Source organism: Phyllobacterium sp. 0TCS1.6A, from assembly GCF_026420825.1.
GTDB lineage: Bacteria > Pseudomonadota > Alphaproteobacteria > Rhizobiales > Rhizobiaceae > Phyllobacterium.
Window position 1 is genome coordinate 505,509 of sequence record NZ_JAPMAB010000001.1, and the last position, 20,889, is coordinate 526,397.

The following is a 20,889-nucleotide window of genomic DNA, read 5'->3' on the forward strand; positions in this document are numbered from 1 at the left end:
ATCACTCGGTGCGGCTGTCGGATAGGGGCTGCCGAGCCGCCACGTCGGCATAATGCTTGGCAATGACGGCGCATACCATGAGCTGGATCTGGTGGAACAGCATCAGCGGCAGAACGATCGTGCCGATGCTCTGGTCCGCAAATATGACGGTGGCGATCGGTATTCCGGTCGCGAGGCTCTTCTTCGACCCGCAAAACGTGATGGCGATTTCATCGGCCTTCGAGAAACCGGCGAGGCGGCTGCCATACATGGTGATGGCCAGTACGATGGCAAGAAGCACGATGTCGATGATGATGACCGCAGCGAGATCCTGGATGGAGGTTGTCCGCCACAGGCCTTCGGTCACGGACTCGCTGAAGGCGAGGTAGACCACCATGAGGATGGAGCCGCGATCGACCGGCATCAGCAGCGATTTCCTGCGGCGCAGAAACTCGCCGATCCACGGCTGCAGGATCTGACCGAGCACGAAGGGCGCCAGAAGCTGCGTGAGGATCGACTCCAGGGCATCGAGCGAGAAGCCCGCATGACCGCTGGCCGATATCAGCAGTCCGGCAAGAAGCGGCGTCAGGAACATCCCGAAAATGTTGGAGGCGGACGCCGAGCAGATGGCGGCGGGCACATTGCCACCGGCTATCGATGTGAAGGCGATCGAGGACTGAACGGTGGAGGGGAGTACGCACAGGAAGATTATGCCGGTGTAGAGCGCAGGCGAAAGTACCGAGGGAACGAGAAAGCCGGTTGCGAGCCCGAGCAGGGGAAACAGCACGAAGGTCGACGCCAGGATGGTCAGGTGCAGCTTCCAGTGAAGAGCACCAGCGATCACGACCGCACGCGACAGCCGCGCACCGTGCAGAAAGAACAGCAGGCCTATGGCGATCTTCGTGGCGATCGCAAAATACTCGGCCGCATCGCCGCTGATCGGCAGGAACGAGGCGAGCACGATGGTCGCGACAAGCATGACGGTAAAACTGTCTGGGATCAAACGGGACATGATATTCTCTCGGCCTGGGAAGGGCCGCTCTACCACGTGGAATGACAGGAAGAAAGCCTTGCAAGGGCAGCGGATCAATCTCCGAAGAGTTCGGGCCGCTTGTCGCGAAGTTGAAGCAGCATCGTACTCATCTTGGAAATATGGGCTGCCATTGCCTCTGCCGCCTGCGGCCCGTCTCCCTCGGCGATCGCCGCGATGATGGAACCATGCTCCGCCAGCGTCTCCGACATGCGGGTCTCGTAGTGCAGCAGCAGACGGCGGGCCCGGTCGATCTGGCTACGCTCCTTGGCGGCGATCTCCCGCAGTCCGATCAGCCCAGTGCCGTCGCAGATGAGATCGTGCAAGGCTTCGTCGAGTGCGTAGAAACGTTCGAAATCGGCGGCTTCGGCAGCGGCCTTCTGCTTTTCCAGATTGTCGTTCATGAGCGCCACGATCTCCGGGGAGACCCGCTGCGCCGTGTGCCGCACTGCAGCCGTCTCAAGGGCCAGGCGCACAAACTGGGCCGTTTCGATCTTTTCCATCACGAGACGCGCGACGAATGTTCCGGTCTGCGGGTAAATTTCGACGAGGCCCTCGCCGGCGAGGCGGCTTATCGCCTCCGTTACGGGGGTGCGCGATACGCCGAGTTGAGACGCCAATTGTTCCTTGCGGATCAATTCGCCCGGAGAAAGCTGCGATGAGATGATCGCCTGCCGCAAGATCGTATAGACCTGGTCGCGGCGAGACACCACGATGACCTTCTGTGCCCGATAATCCGTGGCCGCCGTCTTCGTTTGCAAATCCCCTCCAAACCTGTCGCTGCTTGATTTGCGTGACAGGAAAGTATTTGACTCCGCGCCTGTCTTCGCATCTAACATGTTACACATCAGCTTGAAAGAGTGTTTTGGGAGGAACATTTTGGAGAGTTCGGCGCCGATCGTCTCGCTACGCGGGATCAGCAAGAATTTCGCCCACATCATGGCCCTGGAAAGCGTTGATCTCGACATCCACGCTGGGGAAATTCACGCGGTCATGGGCGAGAACGGGGCGGGGAAATCGACGCTGGTCAAGATATTGAGCGGCGTTTACCGGCGCAGCGGCGGCACGATGACCGTGCGCGGCGAGGAGGTCGATTTCGTCTCTCCAAAGGAAGCCGAACGGTACGGCATCGCCATCATCCACCAGGAACTCAATCTCATTCCGAGTCTCAGCGTCGCGGAAAACATCTTTCTCGGGCGGGAACCGATGAAGAAAGGGCTCTTCATCGACTACAGGGCGACCGAAACGCAAAGCGCCGAGCTGTTGTCGAGATTTGGCATCGATATCGATCCGAAGGCCGATATCGAGAACCTGCGGGTTGGCGAGCAGCAGCTTGTCGAGATTGCCCGCGCGCTGTCGCTGAATGCCGATGTCCTTATCCTGGACGAGCCGACTTCGGCGCTTTCCGAGGCGGAAGCGCAGCAACTTGCGCGTCTGGTGCGGATGCTTGCAGAGCGCGGTGTCGCCATCGTCTATATTTCGCATCGGATGAACGAGGTGTTCGCGCTTGCCGACAAGATCACGGTGCTGCGCGACGGCAGGTTCATCGCTACCCATCCGGCATCGGCAATAGGCGAGCGCGACGTCATCCGGATGATGGTCGGGCGCGAATTGCAGCCGCAGCGGGCAAAGGAGCCTGTTACGGCCAAGCCGGTGGTTCTGTCGGCGCACCATCTCGGATTGAGCCGCCCGAATTCGCGCGGCCGGGTCCATGCCGTCGTCGACGATGTCAGCTTCGACGTCCATGCGGGCGAAATCCTCGGTATCGGCGGCCTGCTGGGTTCCGGGCGGACCGAGGTTCTGGAACTGATATTCGGTGCAGCCGAAGGGCAGCGGTCCGGCACGATCATTCGCGACGGCAGCAGCCTCGACGTCCAGTCGCTCACGCCGCGCCAGTCGGTCGTCAATGGCATCGGCTTCCTGACGGAGGACCGCAAGGGAACCGGACTGCTTCTCGATGCCGATATCCGATCCAATGCCGTCCTGCCATCATTGCCGTGGCTTGCGCCGACAGGCCTCATCTCGAAGGGGCGGGAAAATGCGGTGGCCAGGCGGATGATCAAGGCCATGCGCGTCCGCTGCCAGGGGCCGGACCAGAAAATCGATGAACTCAGCGGCGGCAACCAGCAGAAGATCGTGCTGGGCAAATGGCTGGAGACGAGGCCGCGGGTCGTTCTGCTGGATGAGCCGACACGCGGCATCGACGTCGGCGCCAAGGAAGAGATCTACGAACTTCTGAACGGGCTCGCCGCTTCGGGGGTCGCCATTGTCATGGTGAGTTCGGAACTGCCGGAGCTGCTGGCGCTGTCGCACCGGATCGTCGTCATGTGCGAGGGCAAGGCCACCGGTATCGTTGCGAGCCGGGACTTTTCGGAAGAACGCATCATGGAGCTTGCGACACCGCGAGGCTCGGCGCTTGTCGAGGCGGCGGCATGACCCATGCGAGCGATGAAAGGCTTCACATGCCCGATCTCGTTGGACGGTTGAAGAGCGTCCTGAAGCACACAAAACTCTATTGGGGCCTCGGCTTGCTGTTTCTCGTCGGCGTTCTTTCTTCGCCCGTTTCGTCGAAAGGCAACAATATCTTCCTTTCCTTCGGCAATTTGTCGGACGTTTTCCGGCAGGTATCGGTGACCGGCATCACCGCCGTTGGAATGACGCTCGTCATACTCATCGCCGGTATCGATCTTTCCGTTGGCTCGGTCCTGGCGCTCGGCTCGGTGGTCTGCGCCATGTTGCTGACAAATGAAGGATGGTCGGCTGCCTATTCGCTCGGCGTGCCGGCCGTGTTTCTCCTGTCCTTCCTCGTCATATCGAGCATCGCGGCCTTTGCGGTGAAGGCGATGAGGGCTTCGCAGGATTCCAGCGCGGCCGTATCTTCCGGCATGTCCCGCCCGGCGCTGGCGCTGGCGCTCGTCGCAGCGGCCGCTATCGCCGCATGGGTCTTTGCCGGTTCGGGAACGAAGGCCGGGGTCCTGCTTGTCCTCCTCGTGGTGCCCGCCGTCGGTTTCATGCTCGGAGCCATAAACGGCCTTGTCATCGTCGGTGGCAGGCTGCAGCCCTTCATCGTCACGCTGGCGATGATGGTCGCGGGGCTAGGCGTCGCGCGGCTGACGGCAGGACAGAACACGGCGGTCTGGCCGGTCTATACGGGCAGCAATGCCACCGAGAACTTCGAAGTGCTGCGCTCGCTGATCTTCGGCATCGTGCCGGTGCCGGGCGTCATATTCGCGGCCATCGTGCTCCTGTTCTGGGCCGTGCTCACCTTCACCAAGTTCGGGCGGTATATTTACGCGATCGGCGGCAATGAGGAGGCGGCGAGGCTGGCCGGCGTGCCCGTCTGGCGCGTCAAGATCACGGTCTATGCCATATCCGGCTATCTGGCGGCGCTCGCCGGCATCCTCTATGTGGCGCAATACCGCCAGGGCAAGCCGGACGCCGGAATGGGCCTGGAGCTCGATGCGATCGCCGCCGTGGTCATCGGTGGCACCAGCCTCATGGGCGGGCGCGGCTCCATGATCGGCACGTTGGTGGGAGTGCTGATCTTCGGTTTCCTCAGCAATATCCTGCAGCTCAACAATATCGACAGCAATACCCAGCTCGTCCTGAAAGGCATGATCATCATCGCCGCCGTTCTCCTGCAGGAGCGGCGGTCGAGCGGATGGGCATTCTTTCTGTCGCAGTTGCGGGCCCGCAGTGCATCGAAACACAAGAAATAAAACAAAGGGAGAGAGACGATGTTGATAAACCGACGCTTGTTTACGAAATTGGCGGTGGCGACCGCGCTTGCGACGCCGCTGCTGACGCATATGGCCCTGGCGCAGACCAAGGACAAATATGTGATCGGCTTCAGCCAGACCACCACGGTCGAACCCTGGCGGGTCCAGTTCAACAAGGATCTGGAGGCTGAGGCCAAGAAGCACGACAATGTCGAGCTTCTGATTGCCGACGGGCAGGACAAGACCGAAAAACAGGTTGCCGATGTGGAGAATTTCATCCGGCAGGAGGTGGATGCGATCCTCATTTCGCCCAAGGAGTCGGCCGGGCTGACCGGTGTGGTCGAGAAAGCCATGGATGCGGGTATTCCCGTCATCGTGCTCGATCGCAATGTCGATACGGACAAGTTCACCCAGTGGATCGGCGGTGACAATGTCGTCATTGGCGAAGCCGCAGGCAAATATGCGGTCGAGCTGCTGGGCGGGCCGGGCAAGGCCAAGGGCACGGTCGTCGAGATCTGGGGCGGCCTCGGCACACAGGCCAGCCACGACCGCAGCAATGGCTTCCATAAGCTCACCGATGCGGAAAAGGGGATCACCTATCTGCTCGACAAGCAGTCGGGCGATTGGAAGCAGGACCAGGCCTATAACATCATGGCCACCGCCCTGCGCAATCACGAGGATATTTCGCTCGTCTACGGTCACAATGACCCGATGGCCTATGGCGCCTATCTTGCCGCCAAGGATGCCGGCCGGGAAAAGGACATCCTGTTTCTCGGGGTCGATGGCCTGCCCAATGAGGGTGTCCAGTGGGTGAACAAGGGCGAACTTGCAGCGACTTTCCTCTACCCGACGCCGGGCGCGGAAGGTCTGCGTCAGGCCTTGAAGGTACTCGCCGGCGAGAAGGTCGAAAAGAAGATCGTTCTCGACACCCAGACGATCACCAAGGAAAATGCGCCGGAAATCCTCAAGGCGAACGGCCTCTGATCGGATGGGCGGGCGGCATTGCTGCCCGCCCTATTTCGATACGAGCGTGACCGTCGAAAAATCGCGCATCAGATTGGCGACCTTGAGTTTGGCCCTGGTCGTTATCGACGCATCGGTGATGACGTTCCGCATCTCAATGCCGGTCAGCCGATCCGGTATCGCAAGCGCCGTGTTCTGCCAGTCCGGCAGCGGCATGAACGGGTCCTGATATTTGGACACCGCATCGAAGGGCAGGCGCGGCACGGCGACGATGCAATGCCGCTTGCCCTTGCTGCGCGCAAAGGCGATGACATGATCGGCCATCGGGCCGCTGACCTCCAGCGGCGTATAGGAACCTTCAAGGAACAGCGAGCGCTCCCGTCGTCGCAATTCGAGATGCTTGCTCAGAATTCTTTGCTTTATCGCCCCAGAATGCCAATCGGATAGAAGATTGGACAGGGGAGAGTCATTGACGTAGCGCAGCCTGTCGCGAAGCGCGGATGGCTCAAGGTCGATCGGTGCAACGACGTTCGACAGAGCAAGATCCCAGCTTTCAGAGCCGATGTGGACGAGCGGGATGCCCGGCGTCGTGGTTTTCAGGACGGTCTGGGAGAAACTGTTGATGGCGCCGGCCACGCGGAACGGACGCGTCTTCTCGGCGAAATCCGCAAGGAAACTGCGGTCGTGAAACAGGTTCTGCACATAGCGCGTCAGCGCCTGCTCGTAAGGCTTGTTGATCTCCGTCCAGAATGCCTCCTTGCGCGCCTCCCTTCCGGCCCGGATGATGAACTGCGAGAGTGTGTTCTCCAGAGTATCGAGGCCGGCCTGATCGTCCAGATGCAAGGTCGCCGGCCAGATCGCCATCAAGGTCTGGTAGATCAGCCATTCGGTTTCCGGCCCGGGCGCCGGCTTGTTCTCCATGCGGATGATGCTGTCCGCATGCCTGGAACGCCAATCCGACAGGTTCTCGGCCCACAAGGAGGGCGCCTCGGACAGGGCCAGCAGGCGCATGCGCGCGTCTTCGCCGAATTTCGTCGCGTAGGAGAAACTGGTGGCGACCATGCCATGGGGCGCTGCCGCCGCCTTGTTGGCCATCTGCCGGTGGAAAGCCCCGACGGGATCGTCGGCAGTCGCCATGCGCAATGTCATGTCGTCCACTGCGAGCGGGCCGCGGTCGTAGCGGTAGGATTCCTCCACCGCCTGCGCCATTACTGCGGCGGAAAGCTGCTGGAAGCGCCTGTCGAACGCCTGAACCAGTTCAGGCGATGCCGTTTCCCATTCGACACGGCCGGCCTGGAAAATGCTTGCATAATCCGGCTTGTGCTTCGGCGAGGAATAGGTGCGGAAAACCGGCATTTCAGCGATGGCGGCACTGATCGCCTGCCGGACGGCCATGCCCTTGCCCTTCTTTGTAGCGGCTGCGAGCAGAAGATCGCCCAGTTCGCGCAGCTCGGCTCCGAATTTCTTGTGAAGTATGGCCGATTTGGCGTGGCGGTAATGAAAGTGGTTATCGTCGACATTGCCGATGCTCTGGCCGTAGAGCCGGTCCATTTCGTCCAGTTTCGCATGATCCACGAGCACATTGGCAACAGCCGATATGAATTCATAACCGGCGGTTCCCTGAACCGGCCAGTGGGGTGTGTGTTCCTCGCCGGCCAGAAGAATCTTGTCGGTGACGATATAGGCTGAATCGCCGGCAAGACGCCGCAGCTCTTCCAGATAGTTGTCCGGATTGCCCAGGCCATCGATCTGGTTCACCCGAAAACCCGAAACGGCACTGTTCTCCAGAAGGTCGATGGCGACGCGATGGAAATCCGAAAATGCTGCCGGTTCACCCATGTCGATGCCGACGGATATGGCGGAATCATAGGAGTGGCGGTAGTTCAACGCCGCTGGAATGTCGGATTCGGCGATCAGTTTCCAATGTTGCTGAGCGAGCAGGTCGTCGCGGGCGGCGCGATCCTGCAGCATGCCGTTCAAATGGCCGGCAAGCCGGAGGCGGGATGCTATCGGGGCATCATGGTAGGCCTTGCCGAGACCAAGACGAAAGTCCTCGGCTGCTTCCGGCTTGGCAGCCGCTGCCAGATCGCGAAATGCACCCGCCAGCGCGTCGCTCAGATCGCCCAGCGCCGTTGCGTAGGAGCCCGGCGCCAATGGGGCGAAACCTTCGGGATAGGTCAATCCGATCGTATTCGTTGCGGAATCGAATTTGATCGTGATGTTGCCCGCCTCGATCTCCTCGATCAGCGGACGCTCAAGCGCCGGAATGGCAAGCGTCTTGCGCCAATCGATGTCGAAGTAGCTGGCGAAAGGGCTCTTCGGTCCCCATTCCAGGACGGAAAACCACCATTTATTGCTATGTTTTGCGGGCGTCTGGTTCGGATTGATGTCGATGATGAGCGGAATACCCGCTGCGCGAAGCGAATTGTCCAGCAAGGCGAATCCCGGTTCGCCGCCCGCCTGTTCGTCCAGCCGCGTCGGGTCGAAGGAGCGCCGGCCGCTGCCGGCATCGGCCGTATCGAATGCCGAAGAAATACTCAGGCTGTCTATGCCGAGGTCCGTGAGATAAGGAACTGCCTTCGCCACGTCACGGAACGTTATTCCGTTCCTCAGGAGCAATCGGTAGGCTGAGGTCGGCATATGCTGGGTAGGGGCCATGCTGTTACTTCGTCTCCATTGGCTTAGACGTTGGGATGGGCTTCGGCGGGCGCCAGCCTCCCGGACGATTGCGCCTGTTGCTCGGCATGGCCGAGCAAGGCGTTCAGATATTTCCGCTGCCACCACTGCGCATCATGGTCGGTCACCCGTCGCAAGAGTTTGCGGTGGCGCAGCTGGCGTTCTTCCAGGGGCATGGTCGCCGCCTTGTGGATGGCTTCCGCGACTTCCTGTATGTTGTAGGGATTGACCAGAATGGCTTCCCGCAGTTCCTCGGCAGCACCGGCGAACTTCGAAAGGATGAGAATTCCCGGGTCGCTGTCGTCCTGCGCCGCGACATATTCCTTGGCGACGAGGTTCATGCCGTCGCGCAGCGGCGTGATCAGGCCAATCAGGCTCGATTTGAACAATGGAGCGAGCTTCGTGCGGGGTATGCTGCGGTTGATATACTGGATCGGAGCCCAATTGAAATCGGCGAACTTGCCGTTCACCGCCCCGGCAAGCTGTTCGAGTTCGGCTCTGATATCGCCATAGGCCGATACGTCCTCGCGGGACGGCGAGGCTATCTGGAGATATTCCGCATGGCCCTGATATTCAGGGTATAGATCAAGAAACTTGCGGAATGCCTTGATTCGATGCGGTAATCCCTTGGAGTAATCAAGCCGGTCGGCCGAGATAAGCTGAAAGCGGCGCAGGACCTTGCGGCGCATTCGTTCCAGTTCCACAGCATCGTCCGGCTTGCTCGACGTCTGGGCGAATTGCTTGACGTCGATGCCGATAGGATAATGCCCGATATGCACCGTGCGCTCCCTTACGCGCACCAGCTCCGGCGAAATGATGTCGGCGTCCGAATGTTCTTCCAGGTAGCGATGGAAATTATGCACGTCATTCAGCGTCTGGAAGCCGACCAGATCGTATTGCAGCAGGCAGTATCGCAACCAGGGATGCCGCGGTACGGCCGAAAACACATCCACCGGCGGGAAGGGGATGTGCAGGAAGAAACCGATGCGGTTGTCGATCCCGAGCTTGCGCAGCTCGGCCGCCATCGGCATCAGATGATAGTCGTGGATCCAGATGACGTCGTCGTTCTCGAGCTGCGGGGCGAGTAGTTTGGCGAAACGTTCATTGACTGCGGAATATCGATCGACGAATTCCGTCCGGTAATCCATGAGGTCCAGCCGGTTATGGAATGCCGGCCACAGGACCTTGTTGGAGAAGCCCAGATAATATTGTTCATGCTCGGCATTGGTCAGCGGCGTGGTCAATATCGAGATGTTGCCATGCTCCGAGCGGCGCAGGTCTCCGACCGCGTCCTGGACGTTGCCGTCCCAGCCCATCCACAATCCGCCCTGAGAGCGGAGCGCATCGATTATTCCTACTGTTAATCCGCCTGGCTGATTTTTCTTCGCAAGATTTGCTGTCCGGTTTGAAACAACAACAAGCCGTCCCATATAATTGTCCCTTACGTCCTAGGAGTAAAATTGAACCCCTCGCAGCGCGTATGGTTCCATATTTTTGGCAGGAATCGGGGAAAAAATAAGAACTTGCCGAACAAAATGCCCTATCTGTGAGTTCTTCCCTCAGACAAACAGCAGCAGCGAAACGATTTGATGACCCTAGAAACTGTCCACCCGCTTCCCCTCGACCTCAGGGAATGGGCGCTCTTCATCGATATCGATGGGACACTCATAGACCTTGCCCCGACGCCCTCCGCCATCATCATCCCGAAGGAGCTGCCGCATCAGCTTGCCGTCGTCCAGCGCCGGGCCGGTGGTGCCATGGCGCTCGTCACGGGACGGGCCATCAGCGCCGTCGACGAGATGTTCCACCCGAACAGGCTGCCGGTCGCTGGAATGCACGGCGCTGAAATGCGCGACGGAGCAGGGACCGTCACATACAAGTCCGTGGAACCTGCGGATCTCGATCCCGCCCGCCTCGAACTCGATCTTCTTGCCAAGCGCTGGCCCGGCGTGATCCTGGAAGACAAGGGCCGGGCCCTTGCCATCCACTACAGGCAGGCGCCGGAGGCAGAGCCGACCATCCACAACGCACTCGGCGGTATCCTGAAGGGGCTCGGCGACAGCTGGAAGTGCCAGGAGGGCAAGATGGTGGTGGAGGTCCACCCGGCCGCGGCCAACAAGGGCGATGCGGTTTCGACTTTCATGCAGAGCCCGCCCTATCTTGGCCGCAAACCCTTCGTCATCGGCGACGATCTGACGGATGAAACCATGTTCCGCATCGCCAATGACGCCGGGGGGCGCTCGGTCGGCGTCGGCAACCCGCCTTTCGACAGCATTGCGCAATACCGCATCGGATCGGCGGATGAGGTGCGGGACTGGATCGGCCGCCTTGCCGCCTGAAGCCTAAGGCCGGGCCGTGACCCGCCAGACCTTGTTGCCGGCGTCGTCTGCGACCAGGAGAGCGCCGTCCCTTGCGATCGCAACGCCGACGGGACGGCCGAATGCCTTGCCGCTGCCTTCATCGACAAATCCGGTAAGCACATCCTTCGGCCTGCCTGATGGCAGGCCGTTCTCGAACGGCACATAGATGACCTTGTAACCGCTGCGCGGCTTGCGGTTCCATGAACCATGCTGGCCGACAAACGCGCCATTGGCATAGTCCGGGCCGAGCGCCATACCTTTGTTGAATGCCAGTCCGAGTGATGCGGTATGGGCGCCGAGTGCATAATCCGGCTTTATGGCCCTGGCCACGAGGTCCGGATTCTGCGGCTTGACGCGAACGTCGACAGTCTGCCCGTAATAGCTGTAGGGCCAACCGTAAAAGCCGCCATCCTTCACCGAAGTCATATAGTCCGGCACGAGGTCGCTGCCGATTTCATCGCGCTCGTTCACGGCGACCCACAGGGCTCCATTGTCCGGGTTCCACGACAGCCCGTTGGGATTGCGCAATCCCGACGCAAATACGCGTTGCGCGCCGGTCTCCAGGTCGATCTCGAGCACGTTCGCGCGGTTCTTTTCGGCGGCCATGCCGTTTTCGCCGACATTGCTGTTCGAACCGACGGTCGCGTAGAGCTTCTTTCCGTCGGGCGATGCGATAACGTCCTTCGTCCAGTGATGGTTGATCGGCCCTCCGGGCAGATCGGAAACATGTTGCGGCGAGGCGCTCGCTTCAAGATCGCCGTCGGCATAGGGCACGGCGACGATCGCATCGGTATTGGCGATGAACAGCCGCCCATTGGAGAGCGTCATACCAAAGGGCGAGTTCAATCCTTCGAGGAATGTGTGGCGTATTTCGGCGACGCCGTCATTGTCGGCATCGCGCAGCAATGTGATGCGGTCGGCGCTTCCGGAGCGGGCGCCGGCGCGGCGCATGAGGAGCTGCGCCACCCATTCGCGAATGCTGAACTTGCCGCTTTCCTCCTTGGCAGGCGCATCGGACTCGGCGACCAGAACGTCTCCGTTCGGCAGCACGTGCAGCCAGCGCGGATGCTGCAGGTCACCGGCAAGGGCATTGACATGCAATCCCGGTGCGGGTTCCGGGGTGGCGCCCTCGGCCCAGCCGGCGATGCGGGCGATGTTGACCGTTGGTATCGGCTTCGGGTTTGGAGCCGGCAGAACGGGATCGGGGCCATAACCATCCTCGACTGCCACCTTGGCGGATTCCTGCGAGTAGAAATAAACGCCGGCGGCGCCAAGAACGATCAATATGAGAAGGATCAGTATGCCTAGCGCCAACAGCTTCATTTGCTCATCCTTTTCATTATCCTGCGACGATCATTGCGGAATTTGCCTGCGATGAAAAGCGGCGAGGGGATTGATCATTGATTGAATGCTGCGCCAGCCATGTTTGTTCCCGGCGAGCGGACGAATGCCAGAGCCGTGCAACTTTCGTTATATTTGGCCGGATATAACACTGGCCAAAATGACAAGGATCGATATATTCGTGCGGATATCACGATTTTCAGGGAAGAGTGCCATGCGCATGATCGGATTGAAGAAGCTTGGCGGCGTCATGGCCGTGATCTGCCTGATGTTCTCGTCCGCTGCTGCACCCGTCCGGGCCGAGGAGGCGGTGACCGTTTTTGCGGCTGCCAGCCTGAAGAACGCCATGGACGACGTAGTGGCGGCCTGGATGAAGGAAAGCGGCAAGCAGGCCGTGGCTTCCTATGCGTCGAGCTCGGCCCTGGCCAAGCAGATCGAGGCGGGAGCACCCGCGGACATATTCATCTCCGCCGATCTGGAATGGATGGACTATCTCGCGAACAAGAACCTCATCAAGCCGGCGAGCAGGAGCAATCTTCTCGGCAATCGCCTCGTGCTTGTCGCCCCCGAGGGGCAGGCAGAGCCGATCGAGATGAAGCAAGGGCTCGATCTCGCGCGCTTGCTCGATGGCGGGCGTCTGGCAATGGGGGAAATCAATACCGTTCCGGCCGGTAAATACGGCAAGGAGGCGCTGCAATCTCTCGGGATCTGGCCTTCGGTGGCGAACAGCATCGCCGGCGCGGAGAATGTGCGCGCGGCGCTGCTTCTGGTGGCGCGCGGGGAAGCTCCCTACGGTATCGTCTATGAGACCGATGCAGCCGCCGACAGCAAGGTCGAGATCGTCGCTACTTTCCCGGAAGCAAGCCACAAGCCGATTGTCTATCCCGTCGCACTGCTGGCGGAAAGTGACGACCGCGAGGCGGAATCGCTGCTGGCCTTCATGAAATCGGAGCGCGCCGCACCGTTCTTCCGCAAGCACGGTTTCACCGTGCTTACCCCGGCCACGTAGTTGCGGCGAACGGAATCGGAGCCGATGTGAGCTGGTTTGCACTGACGGACAGCGAATGGGTAGCGTTGCTGCTGAGCCTGCGCATAGCCTCGGTCGCGACCCTGTGCAGCCTGCCGCTGGCCATCATCACCGCCATGGCGCTGGCGCGGGGCAGGTTTCCCGGCAAATCGCTTTTGAACGGCATCGTGCATCTGCCGCTGGTTCTTCCGCCCGTGGTCACCGGCTTCGTGCTTCTGGTTCTGTTCGGTCGGCGCGGCCCGATCGGCGCATTCCTTGCGGATCATTTCGGTCTCATATTCTCGTTCCGCTGGACGGGCGCGGCCCTGGCCTGTGGCGTCATGGGGTTCCCGCTGATGGTCAGGAGCATCCGCCTGTCAATCGAGGCCATCGACCGAGGGCTGGAAGACGCGGCCGCCACGCTCGGCGCCAATCCTGCCTGGGTGTTCGTCACCGTCACCTTACCCCTGATGCTGCCGGGGGTCATCGCCGGAGCCATACTCGGCTTCGCCAAGGCGGTTGGCGAGTTCGGCGCGACCATTACCTTCGTGTCCAACATTCCGGGCGAAACGCAGACGCTTTCCGCGGCGATCTATACGCTGACCCAGGTTCCGGGCGGCGATGCCGGCGCGTTTCGCCTGACGATCATCGCCGTAGTCGTTTCGATGGTCGCTCTGCTCGCATCCGAATTCGCCGCGCACAGCATCAACCGACGGATGCGCGCCGCATGACCCTTTCCTTCCAGGCAAAGCAGAGGCTGGGCGTCTTCGAACTCGATGCCGAGTTCACCGCCGGTCCGGGAGTAACCGCTCTCTTCGGCCGTTCGGGATCGGGCAAGACATCCATCATCCGCTTGCTGGCGGGGCTTTCCCGACCCGCCAAAGGCCATATCCTGTTCGATGGCGATGTCCTTCTCGACACTGAAAAGGGTGTTTTCGTGCCGAAGCATCGGCGAGGATTCGGCTATGTCTTCCAGGATGGCAGGCTGTTTCCGCATCTGACGGTCGAGAAGAATCTGCGATATGGGATGTGGTTCGCCGCCAGCCAGCGCAAGAGCACACAATTCAGCCAGATCGTGGACCTGCTCGGCATCGATGGCCTGCTGCAGCGGCGGCCTGCCAATCTCTCCGGAGGCGAAAAGCAGCGCGTTGCGATCGGGCGGGCGCTGCTCGCCGCGCCACGCCTCCTGCTGCTGGACGAACCGCTTTCCGCGCTCGACGACCCGCGAAAGGCGGAAATATTGCCCTATCTGCAAGCACTTCGTGACGAGATGCGCATTCCGATCATCTATGTCACGCATGCCATGGCCGAAATCGCGCGGCTGGCAGATCGCGTGATCGTCCTCAGGGATGGAAAAGTCGGCATGAGCGGCGATGTCGACATGCTGCTCAACCATCCGGAGACGGTGGTGGAGATGGACGAGGGACGGGATGCGGGCGCCTTCGTCGAAGGCATGATCGCCGATCATGACGATCGATATGGCCTCACGACGGTCATGCTCGGCTCCCAGCGGCTTTTCGTGGCCGGCACATTCCCGGCGGAGACGCGGATGGCGCGCTTCCACATCAGCGCCAGGGATGTCATGCTGGCGACGCGCCACCCGGAGGAAATCAGCGCGCTCAACATTCTGGAGGGGCGCGTGGAGGGTTTGCGGCCCACAGTGCCCGGCGTCGTGGATGTCCAGGTCAATTGTGGCGGCGTGCTGATCATATCGCGGCTGACACAGCTTTCCTGCGAGAATCTGGCGCTTTCGCCCGGCAAGGACGTATTCGCCATCATCAAATCCGTCAGTTTCGCCCCACTTTGATCCTGCCGCTTGCCAAAGCAGCCTCTGCCTAAATTCAGTGCAACTTGCCACTGTACTTTGCACCGCTGTTCACCGGATGGGACCGGCCGTTGACTTTCGCCAGGGTGAACGGTGAGCCGAGTAAGGGTTTTTGACCGGAGAATCCGGCTCGTCAGAAAATTATTTAGGGGCGATGCTCAAGTTGGCACGGAACCTGCACTGTTGTGGACGACCGTATCGTCCCCGTCGGAATTCGCTGTCCGACGCAGCATTACAGGAAGGTTGAAATGACAAAATACAAGCTCGAGTACATTTGGTTGGACGGATACACGCCCGTGCCGAACCTGCGTGGCAAGACGCAGATCAAGGAGTTCAGCAGCTTTCCGACGCTTGAGCAATTGCCGCTTTGGGGCTTTGACGGCAGCTCCACCATGCAGGCGGAAGGACGTAGCTCCGATTGCGTGCTGAAGCCGGTGGCGCTCTATCCGGATAGCGAGCGCAAGAATGGCGTGCTCGTCCTCTGCGAAGTGATGATGCCCGATGGTGTCACGCCGCATCCTTCGAATACCCGCGCTTCGATCCTTGACGACGAAAATGCCTGGTTCGGTTTCGAGCAGGAATATTTCTTCTACAAGAACGGCCGTCCGCTCGGCTTCCCCGAGACGGGTTACCCGGCGCCGCAGGGCCCGTATTACACCGGCGTCGGCTACAGCAATGTCGGTGATGTCGCGCGCCAGATCGTCGAGGAACACCTCGATATCTGCCTTGCGGCCGGCATCAATCATGAAGGCATCAATGCCGAAGTTGCCAAGGGACAGTGGGAATTCCAGGTGTTCGGCAAGGGCTCACGCCGCGCCGCCGATGAGATCTGGATGGCGCGCTATCTGCTGCAGCGCCTCACCGAGAAATACGGCATCGATGTCGAATATCATTGCAAGCCGCTCGGCGCCACCGATTGGAACGGTTCGGGCATGCACGCCAATTTCTCGACCGCCTATATGCGCGAAGTTGGCGGCAAGGACTATTTCGAGGCGCTCATGGCAGCCTTCGACGAGGCCCGCGCCGACCATATCGCCGTCTACGGCCCGGACAATCACATGCGCCTGACCGGCCAGCACGAGACGCAGTCGATCGACACGTTCAGCTATGGTGTTGCCGACCGTGGCGCTTCGATCCGCGTCCCGCACAGCTTCGTCAACAACGGCTACAGGGGCTACCTCGAAGATCGCCGTCCGAACTCGCAGGGTGATCCGTACCAGATCGCATCGCAGATCCTGCGGACGATCGCTACCGTACCGACCGAGACCGAGATATCGGCAGCCGCCTGATCGGCCCGGTGTGAAACTGAAAATGGCGGGGGCCTCGGCTCCCGCCATTTTCACGCCTGCCCATGGCGGGCGATCGAGAAAAACGGCTAGGCCGGGTCGGATCCCATCACTAGACCTTCGATATCGTGCTTCTGGGTCACGGGGACGAGTTCATCCACGACGCGGCACACGAGATGCTGCTTCACACTATCGGGCAAGCTGTCGAAATAGGCTTGCGTTACCATCATGTCGTGCAATTCGGCATGTCCGGCTCCCGGCGCATCGACGCCGAGCACCATCACTGGCCGGGAGATGGGGGAGGCGTGGGCGGTGCCGCGATGGACGGTGAGTGCCGAGCGGCAGGATATATCGCCGAGTTGGGGAAACTTGCGCACCGCGCGGCTCTGGAAGGTCGGCCAGATTTCCTTTGGCGGAAACATTTCGTGCTTCCATTCGCGGCCATCGTCATATTGCGTTCCGGGCGCTACTTCGAAGGGGCCCATATCCTCGGTGACATCGACACCGGTGAGATTGAAGGCCAGCGATGTGATCCGGCGATCTTCGTAGGTGTCCCTCGGTGACGGAAAATCCCTGTGCCACGGCTGGAACTTGGCGCCCTGGAACGGCACGTCGAACCCGATCTCGACGATCTGATAGTCTTTGCCCAGCGCATTCTCGCACATGGCGACGACCCAGGGATGGGTGACAAGATCGACAAATCCCGAAAATTCTTCCGGGTGGATTTCCACATACCAGCGGCGAGGACCACGACCGACGGCGCCGCCCTGTCTCTGGATCGATGTCCAGAAGGCGGTCATCATGTCCTCCCTCATGTTTTCAGCCCATTCCCTTGAAAACGCGGATTTTTTCCCGACGATGCCGTCGGTGCGAAGCGTCTCGATATCGCGCTGGATCTCTTCTGCCCCGACTGACTGATGCTGACTGTCCATAATCTCCTCCCAGATATCAACATGGCTTATTTATATTTATAAGTCGAAACAGCCGGCCTTGCCAAGCCTTGATAATCGTAAAGGCTCGAACGAGATGCGGCCGCAGACGTTCCACGTCGGCAGGCAATAACGAGCAATCGGAAGCAGAGAATGGGTTCGAAGGCTGCGCTTCGACGCGGCTATCGAAAAAATCAGGCGGGCAAAGGAGATTTCGCCCGCCTTGAGATGAAAATTGCTAGAATTTGTAGCTGATGCCCAGCTTCAGAGCATGCGTCTTCAAATCCACATTGTAGTCGGCGCCTGCGAAGTCGAAGTCCTGATCGCCGAAATCGGTATAGCGATATTCACCGCGCATGATCCAGTTGTCCGTGATGGCATATTCGATGCCCGCACCGACTGTCCAGCCGACATAAGTGTCGTCGTCGGAGAAACTGTCCACGCCATCGGTGATGCTGTGCTCATAATTGCCGAAGGCCACGCCACCGGTGATATAAGGCAGCACGCGGTCCATGGCATAGCCGAGACGTGCCCGCACCGAACCTTGCCATTGAAGTTCGCTGTCTCCCGAAATGATACCGACCTCGTCGTCGCCATTCATGTCGCTGTAGTCGATATCGGCCTCGATGCCGAGAACGACATTGTTGCTGAACTGGTAATTATACCCGGCATATACACCGCCCAGAAATCCATCCGGGTCGAAGGACATGCTGCCGAAGTCGGAATCGAGATCCGACTTGCCCCAGCCATAGCCGGCCGCGGCACCGATATAGGGTCCTGTCCAGGTGAATTGCGGTACCTCTTCGACGGCCGGCGCTGGCGGTTCCAGGACCACGTCAGCGGCGAGGGCGGGAGTCGATACCAGAAGGCATGCGGTCAGAAATAACCATCTTTGCTTGATCATGGACTGTCCTCCACTTCGAACGTTAGAGAAACGGACATACTACGCTCGTTTCAGACAAAAAGTGTCACTTATCGATCACAGAAGGCACTTAAATGGGCCATTTTGCGACAAAACTTGCCCGTCGGGCGGCTGAAAACCTTCATTGCCGCCGCTCTGGGGAGCCGCCGACCACCGATCGAACAGCGCTGCGCCCACAGCCTCGCTTGACAGTTCTTCATTAATCGATATATCTGGATATATGGAAAAATATGCGACTATCGAAGCTCTTGCTGCTCTCGCGCAACCGTCGCGCATGGACGCATTCAAGCTCATCGTGATGCACGAGCCGGAAGGCATCGCTGCAGGCGAGATCGCCCGCCAACTGGACATTCCTCAAAACACCATGTCGTCGCATCTGGCGATCCTGTCCCGGGCGGGCCTGATCGTATCGGAGCGGCAAAGCCGGTCCATCATATACAAAGCGAGCTTCGGCAATCTTCGCGCCGCCATCAATTATCTTCTCAAGGATTGCTGCCGGGGACACCCGGAGATCTGCGCCCCTCTCATCGCTGACATCGTTCCCTGCTGCGCGCCAGGGGAGAAGGTGGATGGATGACGCGCTCTGTTTCGCTCCAAGTCTGTTTCGCTCCAAGTCTGTTTCGCTCCAAGGAAGTACGATGTCGGTCTTTGAACGTTATCTAACCCTCTGGGTGGCGCTTTGCATCGTGGCGGGTATCGCCCTCGGGCACTTCTTTCCCGGACTCTTCCAGGCGATCGGGGCGGCCGAATATGCCCGGGTCAATCTGCCGATGGCGGGCCTGATCTGGCTGATGATCATCCCGATGCTGTTGCGGATCGACTTCGCCTCGCTTCGCAGCGTCGGAGCGCATTGGCGCGGCATCGGCGTCACGCTGTTCGTCAATTGGGCAATCAAGCCGTTTTCCATGGCTTTGCTGGGCTGGCTGTTCGTCGGCTGGCTGTTCCGGCCCTATCTGCCGGCTATCCAGATCGATTCCTATATTGCAGGGCTGATCATTCTTGCCGCCGCGCCTTGCACCGCAATGGTGTTTGTCTGGTCCAACCTTACCAAGGGCGAGCCGCATTTCACGCTGTCGCAGGTGGCGCTCAATGATGCGATCATGGTCGTCGCCTTTGCGCCTATCGTCGGGCTGCTGCTTGGTCTCTCGGCGATCACCGTTCCCTGGAACACGCTCATTCTCTCGGTTGTCCTCTATATCGTCGTCCCTGTCGTGATTGCCCAGTTCATCCGCCGGCAATTGCTGGAAAGTGGCGGCGAAGCTGGCCTTGAAAGGCTGCTGGCCATCCTCCAGCCATTGTCGCTGCTGGCATTGCTTGCGACCCTCGTCATGCTTTTCGGCTTCCAGGGAGAACAGATCATCGCCCAGCCACTGGTGATCGCGCTGCTGGCCGTGCCTATCCTTATCCAGGTCTATTTCAATTCCGGCCTGGCTTATATTCTCAACCGGATCAGCGGCGAAGAACATTGCGTTGCCGGACCGTCGGCCTTGATCGGAGCCAGCAACTTCTTCGAACTCGCCGTCGCAGCTGCCATCAGCCTGTTCGGCTTCAATTCGGGGGCCGCGCTCGCGACCGTCGTCGGCGTGCTCATCGAAGTGCCGGTGATGCTTTCGGTCGTTTGGATCGTCAACAGAAGCAAGGACTGGTATGAGCGAGGTGCAGCGGTCCAAAATCTTCAAAAAGCGGAAAGGACCGTCTGATGACAGTCACCATCTATCACAATCCATCCTGCGGCACGTCACGCAACGTGCTGGCCCTGATCCGCAATGCCGGAATCGAACCGACGATCATCGAATATCTGAAGACGCCGCCGGCAAGGCAGGAATTGAAGGATCTGATCAGCAAGGCCGGGTTGACGGTGCGCCAGGCGCTTCGGGAGAAGGGAACGCCATTCGCGGAGCTTGGGCTCAGCGACCCTTCACTGGACGACGAGCAATTGCTGGACGCCATCGAGGCCCACCCGATCCTGCTTAACCGCCCTTTCGTCGTTACGGAAAAGGGCGCAAGACTTGCGCGGCCATCCGAGACGGTGCTGGATATTCTGCCGGGCCCGCAGAAGGGGGCCTTCTCCAAGGAAGATGGCGAGATGGTCATCGACGATGAAGGAAAGCGCATTGTCTGATCTGCCCAATACTCTGTCTGGCGCCCTGGATATTCCCGACGTCGAAAAGCTGGTCGCTCGACCGTCGAACCATCGTCCGCGTATCCTCCTGCTTTACGGTTCGCTTCGGAAAGTCTCGTACAGCCGGCTGCTGACGCAGGAAGCTGCCCGGTTGCTGGAGCATTTCGGCGCGGAAACGCGTACCTACGATCCTGCGGGCCTGCCATTGCCCGACGATGCGCCTGTCGATCATCCAAAGGTGCAGGAACTGCGCGACCTGTCGCTATGGTCGGAGGGTCAGGTCTGGACCAGCCCCGAGCGGCACGGTGCAATGACCGGGGTTATGAAGTCGCAGATTGACTGGATACCGCTGGCGATGGGAGCGATAAGGCCAACGCAGGGGCGCACGCTGGCCGTCATGCAGGTCTCGGGAGGCTCGCAATCATTCAATGCGGTCAACCAGATGCGCGTGCTTGGGCGTTGGATGCGCATGATCACGATCCCCAACCAGTCCTCCGTCGCCAAGGCCTATCAGGAATTCGACGAGCACGGGCGCATGAAGCCCTCCGCCTATTATGATCGCGTCGTCGATGTGATGGAGGAACTGGTGAAGTTCACGCTGCTGACCCGCGACGTAACCTCCTATCTGACCGACCGCTACAGCGAACGGAAGGAGAATGCGGCAGCGCTGGAGCAGCGCACGAACCTGAAGGCGGCAATCTGAGTTCAGACATGCGATCCGGGGCGGCCTG

The 20,889-nt window shown here is 60.1% G+C and carries 19 protein-coding genes; 12 read left to right on the forward strand and 7 right to left on the reverse strand.

Features of this window, described 5'->3' with window-relative positions; translation table 11 throughout:
- Position 1: 1 nt before the first annotated feature.
- Entirely contained in the window at positions 2-991 is a 990-nt protein-coding gene (locus OSJ75_RS02390; protein ID WP_267226697.1) for a bile acid:sodium symporter family protein, read from the reverse strand.
- 74 nt (positions 992-1,065) lie between these two features.
- Positions 1,066-1,770 (reverse strand): GntR family transcriptional regulator, encoded by a 705-nt coding sequence (locus OSJ75_RS02395; RefSeq protein WP_250013690.1) that lies wholly within the window; start codon positions 1,768-1,770, stop codon positions 1,066-1,068.
- A gap of 76 nt (positions 1,771-1,846) precedes the next feature.
- On the opposite strand from OSJ75_RS02395, the gene OSJ75_RS02400 reads away from it, so the two are divergent.
- From OSJ75_RS02400 to OSJ75_RS02410, 3 genes are read left to right on the forward strand one after another with little or no spacing between them, the layout of a single operon-like run.
- Entirely contained in the window at positions 1,847-3,445 is a 1,599-nt protein-coding gene (locus OSJ75_RS02400; protein WP_267226700.1) for a sugar ABC transporter ATP-binding protein, read from the forward strand.
- Positions 3,446-3,471: 26 nt separating this feature from the next.
- On the forward strand, positions 3,472-4,728 hold the full coding sequence (locus OSJ75_RS02405; protein ID WP_371929508.1) for an ABC transporter permease: 1,257 nt from the start codon (positions 3,472-3,474) through the stop codon (positions 4,726-4,728).
- 24 nt (positions 4,729-4,752) lie between these two features.
- On the forward strand, positions 4,753-5,712 hold the full coding sequence (locus OSJ75_RS02410) for a substrate-binding domain-containing protein (RefSeq protein WP_371929509.1): 960 nt from the start codon (positions 4,753-4,755) through the stop codon (positions 5,710-5,712).
- 30 nt (positions 5,713-5,742) lie between these two features.
- Here OSJ75_RS02410 and treY read toward each other — a convergent pair whose 3' ends face one another.
- Together treY and OSJ75_RS02420 are read right to left on the reverse strand one after the other, a co-directional pair.
- Positions 5,743-8,349: a malto-oligosyltrehalose synthase gene (gene treY, locus OSJ75_RS02415; protein ID WP_267226705.1), complete on the reverse strand. Its 2,607-nt coding sequence runs from the start codon at positions 8,347-8,349 to the stop codon at positions 5,743-5,745.
- Between the two features lie 23 nt (positions 8,350-8,372).
- Positions 8,373-9,797, reverse strand: a complete 1,425-nt coding sequence (locus OSJ75_RS02420) for an alpha,alpha-trehalose-phosphate synthase (UDP-forming) (protein WP_267226707.1) — start codon at positions 9,795-9,797, stop codon at positions 8,373-8,375.
- A gap of 159 nt (positions 9,798-9,956) precedes the next feature.
- Here OSJ75_RS02420 and otsB point away from each other — a divergent pair, with 159 nt between their 5' ends.
- Positions 9,957-10,706 (forward strand): trehalose-phosphatase, encoded by a 750-nt coding sequence (gene otsB, locus OSJ75_RS02425; RefSeq protein ID WP_267226709.1) that lies wholly within the window; start codon positions 9,957-9,959, stop codon positions 10,704-10,706.
- A gap of 3 nt (positions 10,707-10,709) precedes the next feature.
- On the opposite strand, the gene OSJ75_RS02430 is transcribed toward otsB, so the two are convergent.
- Positions 10,710-12,050 (reverse strand): PQQ-dependent sugar dehydrogenase, encoded by a 1,341-nt coding sequence (locus OSJ75_RS02430; protein WP_267226711.1) that lies wholly within the window; start codon positions 12,048-12,050, stop codon positions 10,710-10,712.
- A gap of 232 nt (positions 12,051-12,282) precedes the next feature.
- Here OSJ75_RS02430 and modA point away from each other — a divergent pair, with 232 nt between their 5' ends.
- The 4 genes from modA to OSJ75_RS02450 all read left to right on the forward strand — a co-directional run bounded on the left by modA (position 12,283) and on the right by OSJ75_RS02450 (position 16,188).
- Positions 12,283-13,077 carry a molybdate ABC transporter substrate-binding protein gene (modA, locus tag OSJ75_RS02435; protein ID WP_416362503.1) on the forward strand — a complete coding sequence of 265 codons (795 nt, stop codon included), beginning with the start codon at positions 12,283-12,285 and terminating at the stop codon, positions 13,075-13,077.
- Positions 13,078-13,103: 26 nt separating this feature from the next.
- On the forward strand, positions 13,104-13,805 hold the full coding sequence (gene modB / locus OSJ75_RS02440) for a molybdate ABC transporter permease subunit (RefSeq protein ID WP_250013704.1): 702 nt from the start codon (positions 13,104-13,106) through the stop codon (positions 13,803-13,805).
- A complete protein-coding gene (gene modC, locus OSJ75_RS02445) occupies positions 13,802-14,881 on the forward strand; it encodes a molybdenum ABC transporter ATP-binding protein (protein ID WP_267226714.1) in 1,080 nt (359 codons plus the stop codon). The genes modB and modC overlap by 4 nt, the downstream gene beginning before the upstream one ends.
- Before the next feature lie 266 nt (positions 14,882-15,147).
- Positions 15,148-16,188: a glutamine synthetase beta-grasp domain-containing protein gene (locus OSJ75_RS02450; RefSeq protein WP_250013707.1), complete on the forward strand. Its 1,041-nt coding sequence runs from the start codon at positions 15,148-15,150 to the stop codon at positions 16,186-16,188.
- A gap of 86 nt (positions 16,189-16,274) precedes the next feature.
- Here the strand turns inward: OSJ75_RS02450 and OSJ75_RS02455 are convergent, their stop codons facing one another.
- Positions 16,275-17,117 (reverse strand): phytanoyl-CoA dioxygenase family protein, encoded by an 843-nt coding sequence (locus OSJ75_RS02455; RefSeq protein ID WP_267226717.1) that lies wholly within the window; start codon positions 17,115-17,117, stop codon positions 16,275-16,277.
- Between the two features lie 235 nt (positions 17,118-17,352).
- Complete coding sequence (locus OSJ75_RS02460; protein WP_267226719.1) at positions 17,353-18,018, reverse strand: outer membrane protein; 666 nt, start codon at positions 18,016-18,018, stop codon at positions 17,353-17,355.
- Positions 18,019-18,256: 238 nt separating this feature from the next.
- Here OSJ75_RS02460 and OSJ75_RS02465 point away from each other — a divergent pair, with 238 nt between their 5' ends.
- The 4 genes from OSJ75_RS02465 (at position 18,257) to arsH (ending at position 20,861) form a co-directional block, all read left to right on the forward strand.
- The gene (locus OSJ75_RS02465; protein WP_267227033.1) at positions 18,257-18,613 is read left to right on the forward strand and encodes an ArsR/SmtB family transcription factor; all 357 of its coding nucleotides are present in this window, start codon (positions 18,257-18,259) and stop codon (positions 18,611-18,613) included.
- A 61-nt stretch (positions 18,614-18,674) separates the two neighbouring features.
- Positions 18,675-19,736: an ACR3 family arsenite efflux transporter gene (gene arsB / locus OSJ75_RS02470; protein WP_267226721.1), complete on the forward strand. Its 1,062-nt coding sequence runs from the start codon at positions 18,675-18,677 to the stop codon at positions 19,734-19,736.
- Positions 19,736-20,158 (forward strand): arsenate reductase (glutaredoxin), encoded by a 423-nt coding sequence (gene arsC / locus OSJ75_RS02475; RefSeq protein WP_267226723.1) that lies wholly within the window; start codon positions 19,736-19,738, stop codon positions 20,156-20,158. Before arsB ends, arsC begins: the two co-directional genes overlap by 1 nt.
- A complete protein-coding gene (gene arsH / locus OSJ75_RS02480) occupies positions 20,136-20,861 on the forward strand; it encodes an arsenical resistance protein ArsH (RefSeq protein ID WP_267226725.1) in 726 nt (241 codons plus the stop codon). The genes arsC and arsH overlap by 23 nt, the downstream gene beginning before the upstream one ends.
- The last annotated feature ends 28 nt before the right edge of the window (positions 20,862-20,889 follow it).

What these genes read in the sequence shown, in the direction of transcription:
- OSJ75_RS02390 (WP_267226697.1), bottom strand. Translation starts at nt 991, where the DNA reads ATGTCCCGTTTGATCCCAGACAGTTTTACCGTCATGCTTGTCGCGACC.
- OSJ75_RS02400 (WP_267226700.1), top strand. Translation starts at nt 1,847, where the DNA reads ATGTTACACATCAGCTTGAAAGAGTGTTTTGGGAGGAACATTTTGGAG.
- OSJ75_RS02405 (WP_371929508.1), top strand. Translation starts at nt 3,472, where the DNA reads ATGCCCGATCTCGTTGGACGGTTGAAGAGCGTCCTGAAGCACACAAAA.
- treY (WP_267226705.1), bottom strand. Translation starts at nt 8,349, where the DNA reads ATGGCCCCTACCCAGCATATGCCGACCTCAGCCTACCGATTGCTCCTG.
- OSJ75_RS02420 (WP_267226707.1), bottom strand. Translation starts at nt 9,797, where the DNA reads ATGGGACGGCTTGTTGTTGTTTCAAACCGGACAGCAAATCTTGCGAAG.
- otsB (WP_267226709.1), top strand. Translation starts at nt 9,957, where the DNA reads ATGACCCTAGAAACTGTCCACCCGCTTCCCCTCGACCTCAGGGAATGG.
- OSJ75_RS02430 (WP_267226711.1), bottom strand. Translation starts at nt 12,050, where the DNA reads ATGAAGCTGTTGGCGCTAGGCATACTGATCCTTCTCATATTGATCGTT.
- modA (WP_416362503.1), top strand. Translation starts at nt 12,283, where the DNA reads ATGCGCATGATCGGATTGAAGAAGCTTGGCGGCGTCATGGCCGTGATC.
- modC (WP_267226714.1), top strand. Translation starts at nt 13,802, where the DNA reads ATGACCCTTTCCTTCCAGGCAAAGCAGAGGCTGGGCGTCTTCGAACTC.
- OSJ75_RS02450 (WP_250013707.1), top strand. Translation starts at nt 15,148, where the DNA reads ATGACAAAATACAAGCTCGAGTACATTTGGTTGGACGGATACACGCCC.
- OSJ75_RS02455 (WP_267226717.1), bottom strand. Translation starts at nt 17,117, where the DNA reads ATGGACAGTCAGCATCAGTCAGTCGGGGCAGAAGAGATCCAGCGCGAT.
- OSJ75_RS02460 (WP_267226719.1), bottom strand. Translation starts at nt 18,018, where the DNA reads ATGATCAAGCAAAGATGGTTATTTCTGACCGCATGCCTTCTGGTATCG.
- OSJ75_RS02465 (WP_267227033.1), top strand. Translation starts at nt 18,257, where the DNA reads ATGGAAAAATATGCGACTATCGAAGCTCTTGCTGCTCTCGCGCAACCG.
- arsB (WP_267226721.1), top strand. Translation starts at nt 18,675, where the DNA reads ATGTCGGTCTTTGAACGTTATCTAACCCTCTGGGTGGCGCTTTGCATC.
- arsC (WP_267226723.1), top strand. Translation starts at nt 19,736, where the DNA reads ATGACAGTCACCATCTATCACAATCCATCCTGCGGCACGTCACGCAAC.
- arsH (WP_267226725.1), top strand. Translation starts at nt 20,136, where the DNA reads ATGAAGGAAAGCGCATTGTCTGATCTGCCCAATACTCTGTCTGGCGCC.